This is a genomic window from Pigmentiphaga sp. YJ18, from assembly GCF_038066655.1.
In the GTDB taxonomy this organism is placed as follows: Bacteria; Pseudomonadota; Gammaproteobacteria; order Burkholderiales; family Burkholderiaceae_B; genus Pigmentiphaga.
Genome location: NZ_JBBUKU010000002.1, coordinates 146,258 through 165,483, shown reverse-complemented (window position 1 = coordinate 165,483; position 19,226 = coordinate 146,258). Strand labels below are relative to the sequence as shown.

The window sequence follows — 19,226 nt, the reverse complement described above, 5'->3', positions numbered from 1 at the left end:
TTATTCGCCGTAGGTGGGCATGAGGTCGTCCCACGAGCGCCCTTCCATGAACTGCGCCCATCTCGCGTAATAGTTCCGGTTGTTCTCTTCAGTGAACTCGCCCGTCGTCACCGCGCCGCGCAGGCCCGGCACCGGCTTGGCGTGCCCGATGCCCATCTGGTAGTTGTAGTGCAGCGTGCGGGCGATGGTGCCGGTGCTCGACTCGGTGGCGTAGCACCAGTTCTCCATGTCATCGGACTCGGTCATGCCGCCCGGCCCCGAGTAGCGCAGGTAATAGGCGCGCGCCGCGTCCTTCACCTCCTGCGGGGCGTCCTTGTCCACGAGATAGATGCGCCACATCTCGGTCTCGGTCGCGCTGACCGGATGGAACACCGCGATGGTGCGCGGCTGGCGACCGTGCACGGCCATGTTGGGGAATATGGTGCCCACGCTGTGCAGCACGCGCATGGTGCCGGCCAGGTTCCGCTCGCGTTCCTCGTACACCTTGCGGTAGTACTGTTCCACCTCGGGATAGTTGGCGAAGATGGGCGTATAGGGATTTTCCTCGTAGTACGGCGCGCGTCCGACCAGCCCGTGCCCCAGGTCCTTGAAGGAGATCGACACCCGGTGCGGCGTGGGATCGCGCCGGCCCTTGCCGCCGGGCCCGATGCCGACGACGTCCACCGAGCGGTGGCTGATGTCGTGGTAGAGATCGGCGTTGAAGTTCTCGGCCGCGGTCTTCCAGTTGCAGGGAATGCGCCATTTCTGCACGCCGCCTATCATCTCCGATCCGCCCGCGCTGCCGTCGCGATGGTCCAGGGCGAAGTCCAGATACAGCTTCATGTCGCCCAGGTACTCTTCGAACGACGGCGCGTTCTCGTCCCAGGTCGCCCAGATCGTGCCCTTGTAGTTGACCAGCTTGGCCACCGCCTTCAGGCCCCAGTTCTTCTTGTCCAGCTCGCCGTAGTAATGGGTCTTGAAGCCCGGCACGCCGACCAGTTCGCCGGCCCGTTCGACCAGCTTGCCGTCGGTGGAATAGCTCCAGCCGTGATAAGGACAGGTGAAGGTGCGGTTGTTGCCCTGGTCGTAGCGGCACAGCCGCATGCCGCGGTGCAGGCAGCTGTTGAGCAGGACCTGCAGCTGGCCCTGGCGGTCACGGGTCAGGATGACCGAATCGTTCCCCATCCGGCTGACGAAGTAGTCGTCGGGATTGGGCACCATGCTCTCGTGTCCGACGAACAGCCAGGCACGGGAGAAGATCTGTTCCATCTCTTCCTGGAAGATGTCTTGATTGACGTAGACTTCGCGGCTGACCGTGCCCAGCTCGACGTCGACCAGTTGCTGCGGGGACCACTTCCGACTCATGTGTCGTTCTCCGGATTGCGTGAACGGCGGCGGGGATGCGGGCGCGGCCTGATGGCGCGCCGGCGTCCTGCCGGACATGTGTCTAAGGTAGAGGTGGGGCCTTCGGGTGTCTACGCGGGCCCAGCCATACCGGGTATGGCTGACGTGAATATCGGGCCCGCGCGGCCGGGACGGCGGGGTACCGTCAGCGCAGGGAATGGACCACCCGCGCCCCGTAGCGGGACAGCAGGCCGCGCGCGGCGCGGACTTCCCACAGCTGGTCGCCCCCCTGCACGCGCGCCATCATGCGGGCCATCAGCGCCATGTGGTCGGAACTGGGGATGGGGCACGCATAGCGCACCAGGTTGGTCAGCGCGCGCAGCGCCAGCGGCGGGGAGTCCAGCGCGCAGGCGGTGGCCAGCGCCCGCTCCAGCCAGGGGCGGAACACGCTGGCCGGCTGTCCCTGGCGGAACAGCTGCTTGCCCTTGATGCGCTCGAATTCGGACTGCACGTAGCGCGCCTGGGTTTGCGTGACCTCTCGCAGCCCGTGCGCCGTGGCGTCCAGCCCCGCGCCCACGTCCTCCACCAGGTCGCAGGCGTCGGTCCAGCGCGCGACCAGCAGCGGCGCGATGCCCTTCATGATGGCGGGAATCCTCTGGACGCAGGAGGCCATCTCCCCCAGCGCCGAGGCATCGCCGCGCACGGCCTTGACCCAGGCCTCGCTGGTCTCGGCGCAGACGGCCCACAGCGGCGTTCCCATTTCGCGCGCGATCTGCAGCGCCTCGGACGACAGGGTGGCGACCTGGTCGACCTCGCGGTTCAGGCGGTGCAGCTCGGTGGCCGACACCAGCGCGTACAGCAGCGAATAGCGGTGGCCGATCCGGCGCGCGTGGGCCACCGATTCGCGCGAGGCCTGCAAGGCATCCTCGACGTGGCCGGTGTGCCAGCAGGCGATGGACAGAACGGCCAGGTTCGTCACGCGGGCGTCCTCGCCCAGGACCAGGTTGGCCTGCTGAGGCTGGTAGGCCTTGGCGCCGTGTTCGAGATCCGCCACGGCTTCGGCGAAGCGCCCCAGGAAAAAATGGCTGTAGCCCCTGGCGTAATAGGCGTGGGACAGAAGATTGGGATCCTCGGCGGCGCCCGCCATCCGCAGCAGCGTTTCTGCCAGCGTCAGCGTCATCGAGAAATTGGCCCACGAGCTGGCGCTGGTCCACAGCCCCCAATAGATCGGGAACAGCCGAGGATCGTCGCCCAGCGGCTGCGCCAGGGTCAGCGCCGACCGGAAGGTCTCCACCGCCTGCTCGGAACCGAAGCCGTAGAGCGCGCACAGCTGGATGCCGAACTCCATCCGGATGCGCAGTTCCTCCATGATGGCGTCGATACCCTCGCCCTGGCGCTCGAACCATTCCAGGGCGCTGCGGTAGTAGCTGACGGCCTCCCGATAGGCGCACTGCGCGGCCGCCTTGCGCGCCGCCTCGAGCAGGTACTTGACCGCGGGGGCGCGGCTGCCTGCGCCGGAGTAATGCCAGGCCAGCACCTCGGGACTGCCCTCGGCCAGGCTCGACTCGAGCCGCCGGGCCAGGCGCGCATGCGCCTGGACGCGCGCCACCCGCGTCTGCGACTGGTAGGCCGCCTCGCGCAGCAGGGCATGGCGGAAGGTGTAGGTTTTCTCGTCGCAGCGCACGATGATGTTCTGGCGCAGCATGATGGCAAGCGCCTCGGCCAGTTCGGCGCGCGGCTCGCCCGTGGCCTCGGCCAGCAGGTCCAGCGTGAAGTCGCCGCCCACCACCGAGGCGAACTGCGCGACGTGGCGCGCCCGGCCCACGCTGTCGATGCGGGCCATCAGCAGGTCCTGCAGCGAGGCCGGCAGCGACCAGGGCGCCACCGGGTCGCGCCGTTCCGCCAGCACGTCGCGTGTCAGTTCCTCGGCATACAGCGGTATTCCTTCGGAAAGCTTGATGATGTCGCGCAGCAGGTCCGCATCGATGTCCTTGCCCTCGGCCACCGCGTGGACCAGGTCGACGACCGCGAAATCGTCCATGGGCCCGAGATCGAGATGGTCGACCTCGACCGAGTGCTTCCAGGGCGGCACGAATTCGGGACGGGCGGTGATCAGCAGCATCCTGTCGGGCAAGGGACACTCCACCAGCAGCGCCAGGACGTCGCGCGTGGACGGATCGGCCCAGTGCACGTCGTCGAAGCAGATCACGCCGCCCGGGGGCACCATCACGCGCAGCAGCTCATGGCACAGCGAGCCGATCTCTTCCACGCCGCCGGGCCCGCCCGGCCCCGGCGCGCCCATCTGCGCCCCGGCCAGCATGCGCTCGCCGATTGCGTCGAGTATGCGCTCCGCGCTTTCAGGCAGGCCGGGCTGCTCGGCGGCCAGGCGCTCGCGCCAGGCGCGCATCCAGCGCACGAAGGGATGGTAAGGCATCTGCCTGAGCGCGGACGAGCACTGCAGGACCACGCGCTCGACCTGCAGGGTGTCGCAGAAATGCTCGACCAAAAAAGACTTGCCGAGTCCCGCCTCGCCCCGCACCAGGCCGACGTAGCCCCCTCCCCGGTGGTACGCATCGACCAGCCGCGCCATTTCCTCGTCCCGCCCGCAGAACGCTCGCGCCGCCTCCGGCCGTTGCAGGGAACGCTGCCCGCTGACCAGGAACACGTCCACCTCGACCCCGCGGGAACGGTCGGTCAGTTGTCCCGCCGATTCGGTGCTGTATCCGTCGCCCAGCAGGTGCAGGGTGACGTCGCTCACGGCCACGCCGGATCCCCCGGCCATGGCGCCGAGCTGGAAGGCCAGGCGCGACACCATGCCGCCGGCGTCGGGCACGTCGTTCTCGGTGGAGCTGATGGCGATGCCGGTATGCACGCCCAGGGCCGCGCGCACCGGCAGGTTCGTCGATTCGTCGCCCCATTGCCGCGACCAGATGCTGTCGTGGCAAAGCAGCGCCGCCGTCACGGCGCGCCGCGCGGCGTCTTCCTGCGCGAAGGGATAGCCGAAGTAGCCCAGCAGGCCGCTGGGCATGCGCACCACGTGCGCGCCGGCGGCACGCAGCGTGGGCTCGCAACAAGCCATCAGCTGGTGCTGGACCTCGGCGATGTCCTCGGGTTCGCCGGTCACCTCGAACTCGCACGACAGCACGGTCAACTGGCGCCGCTCCCCCAGCGGCGCCTGCCGGCGCGTACCGGCCTCGCGGCCCGCGGCGGACGTCTCCAGCAACGCGGCCACGGCGGCATCCGGGGCAGCGCCCAGTTCCATGTCGAGCAGGTGGCGATAGCGCTGGAATTCCCGTCTTGCCCGGTCCAACTGGCCGGCCTTCACCAGCAGGCGCAGCATCTGGTGCCAGGCCGCGTCGTCCAGCGGCGCCACGGCCACCCATTGCTCGGCGCATTCGATGCCGGCCTGCAGGTTCCCTTCCCGCTCGTGGCTTTCGACCAGCATCCCCAAGGCCTGGAGATAGCGCTGGTGATACTGTTCGCGGCGCATCTGCACCCAATTGCCGAAATCGGGCGCGTCGTCCAGCTCCAGTCCCTGGAGGAACTCGCCGCGATACAGCGCCACCGCATGGGCGATGCGTTCAGCGTCGATGACCGCGCCCATGGCCAGGGCGCGCTGTTCGCTGTCCAGGACGGACGTGAAGGCCCCCACGTCGGTCCACAGTCCGGCCTCGGCCCGCAGCCGCAGCACGTCGCGGCTGCTTTCGATGGCATCGGGCTTGAGCGCGTCCTTCAGCAGGAACAGCATGCGCCGCAGATTCTCCCGGCCGGCCTGCACGCTGGCGTCGGGCCACAGCAGGAAGGCAAGCGCCTCGCGCGTATGGAAGCCACCCTCCAGCGCCAGGTACGCCAGCAACGCTCTTGCCTTGTTGTAACGAATGGAAAGCGGTCCATCCGCGCTTTCCATGGCCAAGGGCCCCAACAGGTACAAAGAGAGCGAAGATCGCATAGCTTCTGGGATGCCGCGCAATAGAAATCCGAAGGGAATCACATCGTGGGAAGAAGGCCCGCCAGGGGCTTCCCGGCTGGCCGCCGCCCCGGCTTGCGGCTCATGCGTGACGCGCCAGGCTGGTGCCGAGCATGCCGGAGTTTTTTGCCTGGTTCTTTACACCACTTTAAAGTGATTTAAATACATCATTTATAGACCGCTTTCCAGAGGCTATCGTTCCGTAAATCTTTTCCAATTGAAAAGAATGTCACAACCATGCGAGTTTGGCATGTGCAACATGTTTCAGTCGGTTTTGCGACCACAAAGGAAAGATCGGACGACCGCCGGGAACGAGGGAAATCCCCGCTTCCGGCGGGCATGGCCTGTCAGTGCGCGCGCCGGGCCTTGGCGGCGATCAGCGCGGCGAAGAAGGCCGCCAGGCAGAACGCAAGAAACGCGCCCAGGTAGGGCCCCTGCCGCAGGCCCGCGTCCAGCATGACGCCGAAGGCGAGCGGCGCCAGCGCCGAGCCCGTGTCCATGCCGGAATAGACCAGTCCGTAGACCGACCCCGTGGCGCCGCGCGGCGTGACGCGGCGTACCAGCATGTCGCGGGACGGGCCCGCGACGCCCGCGCACAACCCCGCCAGGGCCACGCAGGGCACGGCCGCCGCCGCCGGCAGCCAGCCCATGGCCAGCAGGGCCAGCAGCGCGCCGGCCGCCACGAAGGACATGCCGACGATGCGCTCGCTGTGGGGGCCGCTGGAAACCAGGAAGCCGCCCAGCACCATGCCGCAGGCACCGGCCACCATGTAGCCGGACAGCGCCGTGCTGGCGGTCACGCTGGAGATGCCGTAGATGGATCCCAGGATCGGAATGGTGTAATTCTGGACCGCCGAGATCGCGACGGACGAGAACATGAAGAACAGGAAGGCGCCCCAGACCACGGGATTGACCAGCAGCGCGCCCAGCGAGGTGCCGGCCGCGGCCGCTTCCAGGCGGCGGCCGCGGGCCGGCCGGCGCGCCGCCTCCACCGCCAGCAGGCGCCGGCCCACCACCGTCATGGTCAGGATGACCGCTACCAGGAGGCCCGCGCCGAAGGCGGCCACGCGCCAGTTGAACAGGTGGGTAAGCGTCGTGATGAATATGGGCGTGGTGGCCCAGCCCAGGTTGCCGGTGATGCCGTGCGCGCTGAAGGCATGCCCCAGGCGGGGGTTGCTGACGCGGCGGTTGAGGATGGAGAAATCGACGGGGTGGAAGACCGAGTTGCCGATGCCGGCCACCACGGCCCCCGCCATCAGCCAGCCATAGTTGCTGGCCAGGCCCAGCAGCAGGCCCGCCACGACGAAGCAGGCCAGCCCGAACCACAGGACGGGACGCGCGCCCGCCCGGTCCACCACGAAGCCGGAACTGGCCTGGCCCACGCCCGAGATCGCATAGAACACCGCGACCAGGACCCCCAGTTCGGCGAACCCCAGTCCGAACTCCGTCGCCAGCGGCGCGAACAGCGAAGGAATCACCAGTTGGAAAAAATGGGAACTGGCATGGGCGATCCCCACCAATCCGATGACCTTCCAGTCGAGCCTGCGCCGGGCGAACTTCATCCCGGGGGCGGCCAATGCTTGCTGCACGTCGTCTCCTGCTTCTTGCACTGCGGCCTGCGCCGCGAATCCTGCCCCTGCCGGCGCCCTAAGTCGATCGCCGGATGACCGGCCAGGCCCGCTGCAGGTAATACATCATCGACCACACCGTCAGCACGGCGGCGATCTCGATCAGCCGCGATCCCCACCACAGCAGGTCGATGCCCAATACGCGCCCGCCATACAGCAGGCACGGGATGGCGGTCATTTGCGCCGCGGTCTTGAACTTGCCCAGCCAGTGCACGGCGACGCTGGTGCTGGCGCCGATCTTGGCCATCCACTCGCGCAGGGCCGAAATGGTGATCTCGCGGCCGATGATGACCAGCGCGATCATGGCGTCGACCCGCCCCAGGTTCAGCAGCACGAGCAGCGCCGCGCTGACCATGAGCTTATCGGCCACGGGGTCCAGGAAGGCGCCGAACGAGGAAGTCTGGTTCAGCCGCCGCGCCAGCCAGCCGTCCAGCCAGTCCGTCAGCGCGGCGAAGATGAACATGCCCGTGGCCACCGCATCGCGCACGGCCGTGGGCAGCACATGCTCCGGTACGTAGTACACGCTGACGACCAGCGGGATCATGGCGATCCGCACCCAGGTCAGGATAATCGGCAGGTTCAGAGGCATGGTCGAATGCTAACAGGCTACGGGGAAAAGTTCTCGGGAAGGCTGGGAGCTGTGGACAGGCCCTAGTGCAATTGCCGGTGGATGCGCTCGGCCAGTTCCAGGGAGATGCCCTCGACGGACGCCAGGTCCTCCACGCTGGCCGAGACCACCCCGCGCAGGCCGCCGAAGCGCGCCAGCAGACGCTGCCGGCGCTTGGCGCCGACGCCCTCGATTTCCTCCAGCCGCGACACGTTGCGGGTCTTGGCCCGCCGCGCACGCATGCCGGTGATGGCGAACCGGTGGGCCTCGTCGCGGATCTGCGCGACCAGCATCAACGCGGCCGATTCGCCCCCCAGCGCCAGCGGCTCGCGGCCGTCGGCGAAGATCAGCGTTTCCAGGCCGACCTTGCGCCCTTCCCCCTTGGCGACGCCGACCAGCAGGCCGATGTCCAGCCCCAGTTCGGCGAATACCTGGCGGGCGATCTCGACCTGCCCCTTGCCGCCGTCGATCAGCACGACGTCGGGCATGATCCCGCCCCCGTCGGCGATTTTCTCGTAGCGGCGGGTCAGCACCTGCCGCATGGCCGCGTAGTCGTCGCCGCCGGTGATGTCGTCGATATTGTAGCGACGATACTCCTTGGGCTGCATCGCGTGGTGGTGATAGACCACGCACGAGGCCTGCGTCGCCTCGCCCGCCGTATGGCTGATGTCGAAGCACTCCATGCGCAGGGTTTCCAGCGCGGCCTCGTCGGCGTCTATGCCCAGCACCTGGGCCAGGGCGGCGGTGCGCGCCTGCTGCGACCCGGCCTCGGCCAGCACGCGCGCCAGCGCCAGTTCGGCGTTCTTCCTGGCCTGTTCGAGCCAGCTCTTGCGCACGCCCTGCGGCTGCTTGACCAGATTGACCTTCGAGCCGGCCTGCTCCGCCAGCATCGCGACCAGGTCGGCGTCGGGCAAGGGATGCGACACCACGATGGTGCCGGGCAAGGCGCGGTCGATGTAGTGCTGGGACAGGAAGGCCTCCAGCACCTCGGCGGGCGAATCGCCGTCGGTATGCGTGGGGAAGAAGGCCTTGTCGCCCAGGTGGCGCCCGCCCCGTATCATCGCCAGGTTCACGCAGACCTTGCCCCCCTGCATGTCGACCGCGATCACGTCGGTATCGCCGCTGCCCCCTTCCATGGTCTGCTGGTGCAGCACGCGGGACAGCGCCGACAACTGATCGCGCAGCGTGGCGGCTTCCTCGAAGCGCATCTCCTGCGACGCGGCGAACATCCGGGTCTCGATGTCGGTCAGCACGGCCTGGGTCTGGCCGCGCAGGAACTGCGTGGCCCGCTCCACGTCCAGCGCGTAGTCCTCGGGCGAGACCAGGCCTACGCAGGGCCCGGAGCAGCGATGGATCTGATAGAGCAGACAGGGCCGCGAGCGGTTGGCGAAGACGGTGTCCTCGCAGGTACGCAGGCGGAAGACCTTCTGCAGGATCTGGATGCTTTCGCGCACCGCCCACACATTGGGGAACGGGCCGAAATACTGGTTGGCGCGATCGGTGGCCCCGCGGTAGTAGGCGATGCGGGGAAAGGCGTGGCCGCTGACCTTCAGGTAGGGATAGGACTTGTCGTCGCGGAACAGGATGTTGTAGCGCGGCGCCAGCGATTTGATCAGGTTGTTTTCCAGCAGCAGGGCCTCGGCCTCGGACCGCGTCACGGTGACCTCGACGCGCGTCACCCGGGCCAGCATGTGCGCGATGCGCGGGCTGCCCACCTGCTTCTGGAAATACGAGGACACGCGCTTCTTCAGGTCGCGCGCCTTGCCGACGTACATCACCTCGCCTTCCGCGTTGATATGCCGGTACACGCCCGGCAGGTGCGGAAGCTGCGCCAGGAAGGACTTGATGTCGAAGGCCTCCGGGGCGTCTTGCGGGACCGCCGGCGTTTCCGGAGCCTGGGTCTCGTCCTGCTTGTGGCCGGCCATGTCCCGCCCTTCCCTCAGGCGCCGGCCCGCGCCAGCGCCTGGACCGCCTTGCGGGCCTTGCGATAGGCCGGATCGGCCGTCAGCGTCTGCCAGTCCCGGGCGGCGAATTTCGGCTTGAGCGAACGGATGCGCGCCACCGAGGCCGGATCCTGGGCCCACTCGAGCCGGCCCAGCAGGTCGTCCGCCAGGTCGGGCCGGTTGCAGACCAGCACCATGTCGCAGCCCGCGCGCAGCGCGGCCATCGCCCGGCCATGGATGTCGCCCGCCACCGAGGCGCCTTCCATGGTGAGATCATCGGAGAACACCACGCCGCCGTACTGGAGGCGCTTGCGCAGCACGGTCGTCACCCACTTGCGCGAGAACCCGGCGGGCGACTTGTCGACCTTCGGATAGATGACGTGGGCCGGCATCACGGCGCCCAGGATGGCGTCGCCCAGCCAGCGATAGGGCTGGGCGTCCTCGCCCAGCACCTCGTCCAGCGCCCGGTCGTCCACCGGGATTTCATGGTGGGAATCGGCCGCGGCAAAGCCGTGGCCGGGGAAATGCTTGCCGCAGGCGGACATGCCGGCCAGCCCCAGGCCCTGGATCAGCGCGCGGGCCAGCATGGCCACCACGCGCGGGTCGCGGTGGAAGGAGCGATCGCGGATGACCCGGCTTTCGCCGAAATCCAGGTCCAGCACCGGCGTGAAGCTCAGGTCCACGCCGCAGGCCCGCAATTCGGCGGCCAGCACCCGGCCGGTATCGGTCGCCATGCGCATGGCTTCGAGCGGATCGCTTTCCCACAGGCGGCCCAGGGCCCGCATGGGCGGCAGCGCGGTGAAGCCGTCGCTGCGGAAACGTTGGACCCGTCCGCCCTCGTGGTCGACCGCGATCAGCAGCGGCTCGCCGCGCGCGGCATGGATGTCGGCGGTCAGCCTGGCCAGTTGCGCCCGGTCGCGGAAATTGCGGGCGAACAGGATCGCCCCGCCCACCAGCGGATGGCGCAGCCGCTCGGCCTCGGCGGCGGTCAGCTCGAGACCCGCCACGTCCACCATCACGGGGCCGGGGGCAAACGAAGAGGAAGCAAGGGATGCAGTCATGATCGGATTCTTCACGGGCGCCGCGTCTCGACGATGACGTAGGCGGCAACCATGTCGTGTTCGTCGGTCAGCGACACGTGGGCGGCGCCGAAGCGCGCCTCGTACCAGGTCTTGAGCGGCTCGGCCAGGACCACGATGGGCCGTCCGCCGGGAGCGTTGAGCGTCTGCATGCGGCGCCAGGTCATGGGCATGCGCATGCCCAGTCCCACGGCCTTGGAAAAGGCCTCTTTGGCGGCGAAGCGGGTGGCCAGGAAACGCACGCCGCGCTGCGGGTCGCGGTTCCTGCGCGCGGTGAATTTCGCGAATTCCTCGGCGCCCAGGATCTTCTGCGCGAAGCGGTCGCCGCGCCGGGCCAGGGCCTGTTCGATGCGCTCGACCCGCAGCAGGTCGATGCCGATGCCGGCCAGGGCGGGAAGCGCGCCGTCGCGCAGCGACTCGGGCATCAATGCGCCGGTCTCGGCAAGGCGCCGCTGCGCGCGGTGATCATCAGGGCCTTCATCTCGCGCACCGCGGCCTCCAGGCCGCTGAACACGGATTGGGCGATGATGGCATGGCCGATGTTGAGCTCGGCGATGCCATCCAGGGCCGCGACCGGCTGCACGTTCTCGTAGTGCAATCCGTGGCCCGCGTTGACCCGCAGGCCCTGCCGCAGCCCGACCGCCACCGCATCCCGGATGCGCGCCAGCTCGCGCTGCGCCGCATCGGCCACGGCCTCGGCATAGGCGCCGGTGTGCAGCTCGATCACGGTCGCGCCCGTGCGGGCGGCGGCCTCGATCTGATCCGCCTGCGGATCGATGAACAGCGACACCCGCACGCCGGCGTCGTGCAGGCGCGACACGGCGGCCTTCACCTCGTCGAAATGCCCCAGCACGTCCAGCCCGCCTTCGGTGGTCAGCTCCTGGCGCTTCTCGGGCACCAGGCAGACGTCCTGCGGCCGGATCCGGCAGGCGATCGCCAGCATCTCCGGCGTGATCGCGCACTCCAGGTTCATGCGCGTGCGAAGCTTGCCCCGCAGGTTTTCGACATCCGCGTCCTGGATGTGCCGGCGGTCCTCGCGCAGATGCAGGGTGATCAGGTCCGCCCCGGCTTCCTCGGCCACCAGCGCGGCCCGGACCGGATCCGGATAGGAAGCGTGCCGCTGCTGCCGCAGCGTCGCCACGTGATCGATATTGACGCCCAGATCAATCATAGATATCCAACAATTCCGTCCATTCAGCCCACTCTCGCCTATCGGTCGGCGATTTTTCCAGGATGCGGTGGATCCGGCTCCGCCGGTCCACCCGCATCGCCACCCGGAGGGCGCGCGTCGGCGCGTAGGGGCGGGAAACTCCTCAGGTCGTGCAGGACCTGCCGCGTCGACATCGGCCGGCCATTCATATGATAGTCCAGCCGTTCCCGCAGCAAGCGGCGCAGCTCGGGCTCGGCCGCGACATCGTCGAAGCGGCCCTCGGCCAGCGCCAGCAGCGATTCGCCGGTGATGGGCGTGCCCGACTGCGGCGCTTCGGGCTCTTCCTGCTCCGGCCCCGCCTCCAGCGGGACACGGTAGCGGGCCCCTGCCCGCACGGGCTCGTCCGCGCCCGTGGCGGCCGGGTCGAAGCCATAGCCGATCTCGCACAGCAGCCGCCATTCGAACGCCCGCAAGGCCCCCGACAGCCGGGGATGCGCGGCCAGGCGGGACAAGGCCTCGACATAGGCGTCGTACAGCGACTCGTGGGGATCGTCGCGCCCCAGCAGGCGCAGCAGCAGTTCGTTCAAATACCAGCCCGACATGGCCGCCGCGCCCTGCAAACGCTGCGGGGCCCCGAACCACTCGGCCCGCACCAGGGTCTTGATCTCGCCGGCACCGCTCCAGGACAGGCTCAGCCGCTGGAAGGCGATCAGCACCGGCCGCAGCGCCGAATGGGGCCGCTTCGCGCCCTTGGCCACCAGCGCCAGCCTTCCATGGGAACGCGTGAACACGTCCAGGATCAGCGAGGTTTCGCGATAGGGATAGCTGTGGATCAGGAAGGCGGGAACATCGTCCACCCGCTGCCCGCGGACGCGCGGACGCGCCTGCTTGGCCGGCGCGGGGGCGGCCCCCAGGGGCGTCCGCCGGAACAGCGATCCTGCGGCGTCGGGCAAGATCTCGTCCGGCGCCACGGGATCCTGGGAATTACTCATAACCCAGGTCGCGCAGCGCGCTTTCGCGCTCGGCCCAGCCCTTGCGCACCTTTACGTAGATTTCCAGGTGCACCGGCTTGTCGATCAGCTTGGCGATGTCCTGCCTGGCCTCGGTGGCGATGCGCTTCATCCGTTCGCCGCCCGTACCCAGCAGGATCGGCCGGTGGCTGTCCCGGTCGACGATCACGCAGGCCGCGATGCGGGTCACGCGGGGCTGCTCTTCCCATTGCTCGATGACCACGGTGGAACCGTAGGGCAACTCGTCGCCGACCAGGCGGAAGATCTTCTCGCGGATGAGTTCGCTGGCGATGAAGCGCACCGGCCGGTCGGTCAGGGTGTCTTCCTCGAACATGGGCTCGCCTTCGGGCAGGCCCTTGGCGATTTCGTCCAGCAGATGGTCGAGCTGGCGCGACTTGGCGGCGCTGACCGGCACGACGGCATCGTAGGGGTGCAGCCCCATGATGCGCGATACGTAGGGAAACAGCGCGTCGCGGTCCTTGAGCAGGTCGGTCTTGTTCACGGCCAGGATGCGCCGCGCCCGCGCCGGCAGCAGGGGCAGCAGGTTGGCGTCGCCCTCGGACCACTTGCCGGCCTCGACCACGTGCACCACGGCGTCCACGTCGGCCAGCGCCTGGGTCACCACCCGGTTCATCATGCGGTTCATCGCGCCGCCGTGGCGGGTCTGGAACCCGGGCGTGTCGACGAACACGAATTGCTCGGGGCCTCGCGTGAAGACGCCGTGGATGCGGTGGCGCGTGGTCTGCGCCTTGCGCGAGACGATGCTGACCTTGGCGCCGATCAGCGCGTTCAGCAGGGTCGACTTGCCCACGTTGGGCCGGCCGACGATGGCGACGAAACCGCAGCGGCTGGCGGTGGAGGAATCTGAAGACATGGTCATTTCTTGACAGCGGGCTGGCTCGAGGCGGACAGGGTCTCGCCCGCAGGCTGCGGCGCCGAAGGTACTGCCTGGGGTTCTTTCCGGGGAGCGGCCGCCGGGACCGGCGCCTTGCCTTCGGCCGCCTGGGTCGAGGTGATCTTGGCGACCGGCGCCTCGGTGACGACGGGCGCCTTGGCGGCAATCGGCGCGGCGGCCGAGGCGGCGCCCTCTCCAGCCTTGGCCGAATCGTCCGGCACTTCCTGCGCCACCGCCACCGGCAGCGACAACTGCGCCGTCTTGCGCGCACGAGGCGAGCGCTTGGCGGGCGTCGGGTTGGCGGCCAGCGCCGCCTCCAGTGCCTGCTTGGCGGCCGCCTGCTCGGCGGCGCGGCGGCTGCCGCCTATGCCGACCACCTGCACATCCAGCTTGGGGATGGCGCACTCGACTTCGAATTCCTGGCTGTGGGCCGCGCCGTGCGTGGCCACCACCGTGTAGACCGGCAGCGCAATCTTGCGGCCCTGCAGGTATTCCTGCAGCAGCGTCTTGGCGTCCTTGCCCAGCGTCTTGGGATCGACGGTTTCGAGCACCGGCTTGTAGAGTCGGGCGATTACCGCGCTGGCCGCATCGAAGCCGCCATCCATGAAGATGGCGCCGAAGATGGCCTCGAGCGTGTCGGCCAGGATGGAGGGCCGGCGGAAACCGCCGCTTTTCAGCTCGCCTTCGCCCAGCCGCAGGAAACGCGACAGTTCCACCCGCTGCGCGATATCCGCCAGCGACGCCTGCTTGACCAGGTTCGCGCGCAGGCGGGACAGGTCGCCTTCGTCGATGCGGGCGAAGCGGTCATACAGCAAGGAGGCGATCGCGCAATTCAGCACGCTGTCGCCCAGGAATTCCAGGCGCTCGTTGTGCCTGCTGCTATGGCTGCGATGCGTCAGCGCCTGCTCCAGCAGGCTCTTGTTCTTGAAACTGTAGGCGAGGCTGGTTTCGAGATTCATGACCCCCCCCTACGCGCTGCGCGCGCCCCCCGGGGGGCGGCACTGGCGGACCGGCGGAGCCGGATCCGCTGTGCCCATGGGTACAAACGGGCTGATGAGGGACGGCGATACTGCGTAGCGACGGGGCAATGCGCATGCACGACCGCGCCGCGAAGCGCGGCGGGCGCTTGCGGCGGGGTGCGACAGGCGGAGGTAGGCGACGAGTTCATGCGGTGCGGCGCATGGCGCAAGACATCAATGGAAGCGGCCAATCCGTTTCAGGTCCCCGAAGTTCATCCAGACGAAAAACGCCTTGCCCACGATATTCGAATCCGGCACGAAACCCCAATACCGGCTGTCCGCGCTGTTATCCCGATTATCGCCCATGACGAAATAATTGCCTGCGGGCACTTTGCAACGCACGCCCTCGCGGGAATATTCGCAGGCGTCCCGGTTCGGAAAGCCGCCAAACGGATCGATCTCCGGAGAACGCCGCTCATCTATCAATATCTGGTGTTCTACACCTTTGATATTTTCGTTATACAACGCGGCATAGGAAACCCGGTCGGGGTCGAAGTATTCCCCTATTTTCTTCGTGGGTATTTCCTGGCCATTGATGGTCAACCGCTTGTTCAGGTAGGCCACTTCGTCGCCCGGCACGCCGATCACGCGCTTGATGTAGTCGACCTGCGGATCGACCGGATAGCGGAAGACGACGACGTCGCCGCGCTGGGGGTCACCCAGCGGGACGACCTTCTTGTCCACGATGGGCAGGCGCAGGCCGTACGAGAACTTGTTGACCAGGATGAGATCGCCGATCTGCAGCGTGGGGATCATCGAGCCGGATGGGATGCGGAATGGCTCGACCACGAACGAGCGCAGCACGAATACGAACAGGATGACCGGGAAGAAGCTGACCGAATACTCCACCCACCACGGCATCTTGCCGGCGCGGTCCACCACTTCCTGGCGCTGGCGCACGACTTCGGTCTCGCCGCTGGCGGCGCGTACCGACTGGGCGCGCCCGGCGTCGAACTCGGCGGCGGCGCGGGCCATGCGGGCGGCGCGCTGCGGGCGCAGCGATACGCGGTCGAATGCCCAGACGATGCCGGTCACGACCAGCAGCACGAACAGGATCAGCGCGAAATTCAGGCTCATGCCGCCTTCCCCTCGATATGATTCACAACACCGCGGTTCATTTGTCCTCCACCTGCAGAATGGCCAGGAAGGCCTCTTGCGGAATCTCGACGCTGCCGACCTGCTTCATGCGCTTCTTGCCGGCCTTTTGCTTTTCGAGCAGCTTCTTCTTGCGGGAAATGTCCCCGCCGTAGCACTTGGCCAGCACGTTCTTGCGCAAGGCCTTGACGTTCTCGCGCGCGATGACCTCGGCGCCGATGGCGGCCTGGATGGCCACGTCGTACATCTGGCGGGGAATCAGCTCGCGCATGCGGGCGGTCACGTCCCGTCCGCGGGCGCGGGCGTTGGCGCGGTGCACGATGAGCGACAGCGCGTCGACCTTGTCGCCGTTGATCAGCAGGTCGACTCGCACCACGTCGGCGCTGCGGTATTCCTTGAACTCGTAGTCCATCGAGGCATAGCCCCTGGACACGGACTTGAGCTTGTCGAAGAAGTCCAGGACGATCTCGGCCAGCGGGATCTCGTAGGTCAGGTGGACCTGGCGGCCGTGGTAGGCCATGTTGATCTGGATGCCGCGCTTGGCCGTGCACAGGGTGATGACCGGCCCCACGTACTCCTGCGGCATGAACAGCGTGACCGTGACGATGGGCTCGCGCACGTCGGCGATCTTGCCCACCTCGGGCATCTTGGACGGGCTGTCGACGGTGACCACCGACCCGTCGCGCAGCTCGACCTCGTAGACCACCGACGGCGCGGTGGTGATGAGGTCCATGTCGAACTCGCGCTCGAGCCGCTCCTGCACGATTTCCATGTGCAGCAGCCCCAGGAAACCGCAGCGGAAGCCGAAGCCCAGCGCCTGCGACACCTCGGGGTCGTACATCAGCGCGGCGTCGTTGAGCTTGAGCTTTTCCAGCGAATCGCGCAGCGAGTCGTACTCGCTGGATTCGACCGGGTAGAGGCCAGCGAACACCTGCGGCTTGATCTCCTTGAAACCCGGCAGCGGCGTGGCCGCCGGCTTGGAGGCGTGGGTGATGGTATCGCCCACCTTGGCGTGCTTGAGTTCCTTGATGCCGGCGATGATGAAACCCACTTCCCCCGCCGACAGGTGCGTGCGGGCCTCGGACTTGGGCGTGAACACGCCGACCTGCTCGCACAGGTGGGTTGCCCCCGTGGCCATCAGCAGCAGCTTTTCCTTGGGCTTGAGCACGCCGTTGATCACGCGCACCAGCATCACCACGCCCACGTAGTTGTCGAACCACGAATCGATGATCAGCGCCTGCAGCGGTTCGGTGGCGCTGCCCTCGGGCGGCGGGATACGGGCGATGACCGCGTCCAGGATGTCGTCGATCCCCATGCCGGTCTTCGCGCTGGCCGGGATGGCGTCATCCGCGGGGATCCCGATGACTTCCTCGATTTCCTGCTTGGCGGTTTCCGGATCGGCCTGCGGCAGGTCCATCTTGTTCAGCACCGGCACGACCTCGACGCCCAATTCGATGGCCGTATAGCAGTTGGCAACGGTCTGCGCCTCCACGCCCTGGGAGGCATCGACCACCAGCAGCGCGCCCTCGCAGGCCGACAGCGAGCGGCTGACTTCGTACGAGAAGTCCACGTGCCCCGGGGTGTCGATCAGGTTCAGGTTGTAGGTCTTGCCGTCCCGCGCCTGATAGTGCAGCGCGGCGGTCTGAGCCTTGATCGTGATGCCGCGCTCGCGCTCGATGTCCATCGAGTCGAGTACCTGGGCCTCCATTTCCCGATCCGACAAGCCCCCGCAGCGATGGATGATGCGGTCGGCAAGCGTCGATTTGCCGTGGTCGATGTGGGCAATGATGGAGAAATTGCGAATGTGCTGCATGCGATCCAAGTAGTAAGCCCACCCCCTACGCGCTGCGCGCGCCCCTTCAAGGGGGCGCGGCACTGGCTGACCGGCGAGGCCGGGTCCGCGGTGCCCTTGGGGATTTGCAAAAAAAGGGGGCGCAACGCGCCCCGCCTGTATCAGCCGTGCGGGACGTTCCCGCACGGCCTGCCCGATAGATATGTCGCGACCCGGCATTTTACCGCCGAGCGCGAATGTCTGCCCGACTACCTCGTGGGCCGTATCGGCACCCACTGGGTCAGGTCGTCGCGCCGGACCAGCACGCCATGGACCTTGTTCCGGTCGATCTTGGCCACCAGCCCGTTGAACTGCGACGCGCCGGTGATTTCGGTATTGTCCAGCGCCAGGATGACATCCCCCTGGCGGATACCGGCCCGGGCGGCGGGACCGTCGGCGGCATCCACCTGCACCCCGCCCCGGACTCGCAGCTCGCGGCGGCGGGCGGCCGGCAGGTCGGACACCGCCAGGCCCAGCACGTTGGTCTTCTGGGCCTGGCTGCCGCCCTCGTCCTGGCGGGCGGCGGCGGCCTTGTCCGGCTCGAGTTCGCCCACGGTGATGGACAGGTCGCGGGTGCTGCCACGCCGCCAGACCTGAATCGTGGCCTTGGTGCCCGGCTTGGTCTCGCCCACCGTGCGCGGCAGGTCGGACGAACGCTCGATGGTCTTGCCGTTGAACTTCAGGATGACGTCGCCCGGCTCGATCCCGGCCTTCTCGGCGGGACTGCCCGGCTCCACCATGCCCACCGAGGCGCCGGCCGTGCGGCCCAGCCCGATGGCATCGGCGACTTCCTTGCTGACTTCGCCGATCTGCACGCCGATGCGGCCACGGATGACCCGCCCGCTGGAACGCAGCTGGTCGACCACGCGCATGGCTTCGTCGATGGGAATGGCCAGCGAAATGCCCATGAAGCCGCCGCTGCGGGAGATGATCTGCGAATTGATGCCCACCACCTCGCCGCGCATGTTCAGCAGCGGGCCGCCGGAGTTGCCGGGGTTGACCGCCACGTCGGTCTGGATGAACGGCAGGTAGTCGCCCGTATCCCGGCCGGTGGCGCTGACGATGCCCGCGGTAACGGTGGAATCGAGCCCGAATGGCGAGCCGATGGCCATCACCCACTCGCCCTTGCGCAACTGGGTGGGATCGCCGGGCTTGAGCGGGGTCATGCCCGCGGCCTCGACCTTGATCAGGGCCACGTCGGTGCGTTCGTCCGAGCCGATGACCTTGGCCTTGAATTCGCGGCGGTCCGTCAGCGTGACGTAGATGTCGTCGGCGCCGTTGACGACGTGGTGGTTGGTCAGGATGTAGCCGTCGGCCGAGATGAAGAACCCCGATCCCACGCCACGCGGCACCTCCTGGCCCTCGTCATTGTTGCCCGGAGGGGTCGGCTGCCGGGGCCCCCGGCCGGGAGGCACGAAATCGGGGCCGAAGAACCAGCGGAAAAGCTCGTAGGGATCCTGGCCGCCCCCGCCGCCATAGGGGCCGCGCGCCACGGCCCGGGCGGTGGTTCGGATGTTGACCACGGCCGGATCGGCCTTGGCCACCAGATCGGTGAAATCAGGCAGGGCCCGAGTCTGCGCCTGGGCCGCCGGCTGGCCGGCCACCAGCAGCAACGCGGCGAACAAGGCCAGCAGCAACGCGGTGCCCAGGGTCGAGCACACCCGTTTCATTGGATGCGG

14 protein-coding genes are annotated in these 19,226 nt (G+C 67.9%); all 14 read right to left on the bottom strand.

Features of this window, described 5'->3' with window-relative positions:
- The 14 genes from WKR98_RS14590 to WKR98_RS14525 all read right to left on the bottom strand — a co-directional run bounded on the left by WKR98_RS14590 (position 1) and on the right by WKR98_RS14525 (position 19,217).
- Positions 1 to 1,344, bottom strand: coding sequence for an aromatic ring-hydroxylating oxygenase subunit alpha (locus tag WKR98_RS14590; protein ID WP_341433937.1), 1,344 nt, complete (start codon positions 1,342 to 1,344; stop codon positions 1 to 3).
- Between the two features lie 184 nt (positions 1,345 to 1,528).
- Positions 1,529 to 5,230 carry an AAA family ATPase gene (locus WKR98_RS14585; protein WP_341433936.1) on the bottom strand — a complete coding sequence of 1,234 codons (3,702 nt, stop codon included), beginning with the start codon at positions 5,228 to 5,230 and terminating at the stop codon, positions 1,529 to 1,531.
- A 407-nt stretch (positions 5,231 to 5,637) separates the two neighbouring features.
- On the bottom strand, positions 5,638 to 6,852 hold the full coding sequence (locus WKR98_RS14580; protein ID WP_124692381.1) for an MFS transporter: 1,215 nt from the start codon (positions 6,850 to 6,852) through the stop codon (positions 5,638 to 5,640).
- An 85-nt stretch (positions 6,853 to 6,937) separates the two neighbouring features.
- Positions 6,938 to 7,507, bottom strand: a complete 570-nt coding sequence (gene pgsA, locus WKR98_RS14575) for a CDP-diacylglycerol--glycerol-3-phosphate 3-phosphatidyltransferase (RefSeq protein WP_124689875.1) — start codon at positions 7,505 to 7,507, stop codon at positions 6,938 to 6,940.
- Between the two features lie 62 nt (positions 7,508 to 7,569).
- Positions 7,570 to 9,450: an excinuclease ABC subunit UvrC gene (gene uvrC / locus WKR98_RS14570; RefSeq protein ID WP_341433935.1), complete on the bottom strand. Its 1,881-nt coding sequence runs from the start codon at positions 9,448 to 9,450 to the stop codon at positions 7,570 to 7,572.
- 14 nt (positions 9,451 to 9,464) lie between these two features.
- On the bottom strand, positions 9,465 to 10,529 hold the full coding sequence (gene nagZ, locus WKR98_RS14565) for a beta-N-acetylhexosaminidase (protein WP_341433934.1): 1,065 nt from the start codon (positions 10,527 to 10,529) through the stop codon (positions 9,465 to 9,467).
- An 11-nt stretch (positions 10,530 to 10,540) separates the two neighbouring features.
- Complete coding sequence (gene acpS / locus WKR98_RS14560; protein WP_124689878.1) at positions 10,541 to 10,972, bottom strand: holo-ACP synthase; 432 nt, start codon at positions 10,970 to 10,972, stop codon at positions 10,541 to 10,543.
- Positions 10,972 to 11,718 (bottom strand): pyridoxine 5'-phosphate synthase, encoded by a 747-nt coding sequence (gene pdxJ / locus WKR98_RS14555; protein WP_341433933.1) that lies wholly within the window; start codon positions 11,716 to 11,718, stop codon positions 10,972 to 10,974. The genes acpS and pdxJ overlap by 1 nt, the downstream gene beginning before the upstream one ends.
- A gap of 38 nt (positions 11,719 to 11,756) precedes the next feature.
- On the bottom strand, positions 11,757 to 12,689 hold the full coding sequence (recO, locus tag WKR98_RS14550; RefSeq protein WP_124689880.1) for a DNA repair protein RecO: 933 nt from the start codon (positions 12,687 to 12,689) through the stop codon (positions 11,757 to 11,759).
- Positions 12,682 to 13,581, bottom strand: a complete 900-nt coding sequence (gene era, locus WKR98_RS14545) for a GTPase Era (RefSeq protein WP_124689881.1) — start codon at positions 13,579 to 13,581, stop codon at positions 12,682 to 12,684. Before era ends, recO begins: the two co-directional genes overlap by 8 nt.
- Before the next feature lie 2 nt (positions 13,582 to 13,583).
- Positions 13,584 to 14,561, bottom strand: a complete 978-nt coding sequence (gene rnc / locus WKR98_RS14540) for a ribonuclease III (protein ID WP_341433932.1) — start codon at positions 14,559 to 14,561, stop codon at positions 13,584 to 13,586.
- 234 nt (positions 14,562 to 14,795) lie between these two features.
- The gene (gene lepB, locus WKR98_RS14535) at positions 14,796 to 15,698 is read right to left on the bottom strand and encodes a signal peptidase I (protein ID WP_124689883.1); all 903 of its coding nucleotides are present in this window, start codon (positions 15,696 to 15,698) and stop codon (positions 14,796 to 14,798) included.
- A gap of 37 nt (positions 15,699 to 15,735) precedes the next feature.
- On the bottom strand, positions 15,736 to 17,529 hold the full coding sequence (gene lepA / locus WKR98_RS14530; protein ID WP_124689884.1) for a translation elongation factor 4: 1,794 nt from the start codon (positions 17,527 to 17,529) through the stop codon (positions 15,736 to 15,738).
- A 227-nt stretch (positions 17,530 to 17,756) separates the two neighbouring features.
- On the bottom strand, positions 17,757 to 19,217 hold the full coding sequence (locus tag WKR98_RS14525) for a DegQ family serine endoprotease (protein ID WP_124692382.1): 1,461 nt from the start codon (positions 19,215 to 19,217) through the stop codon (positions 17,757 to 17,759).
- Positions 19,218 to 19,226 lie beyond the last annotated feature (9 nt).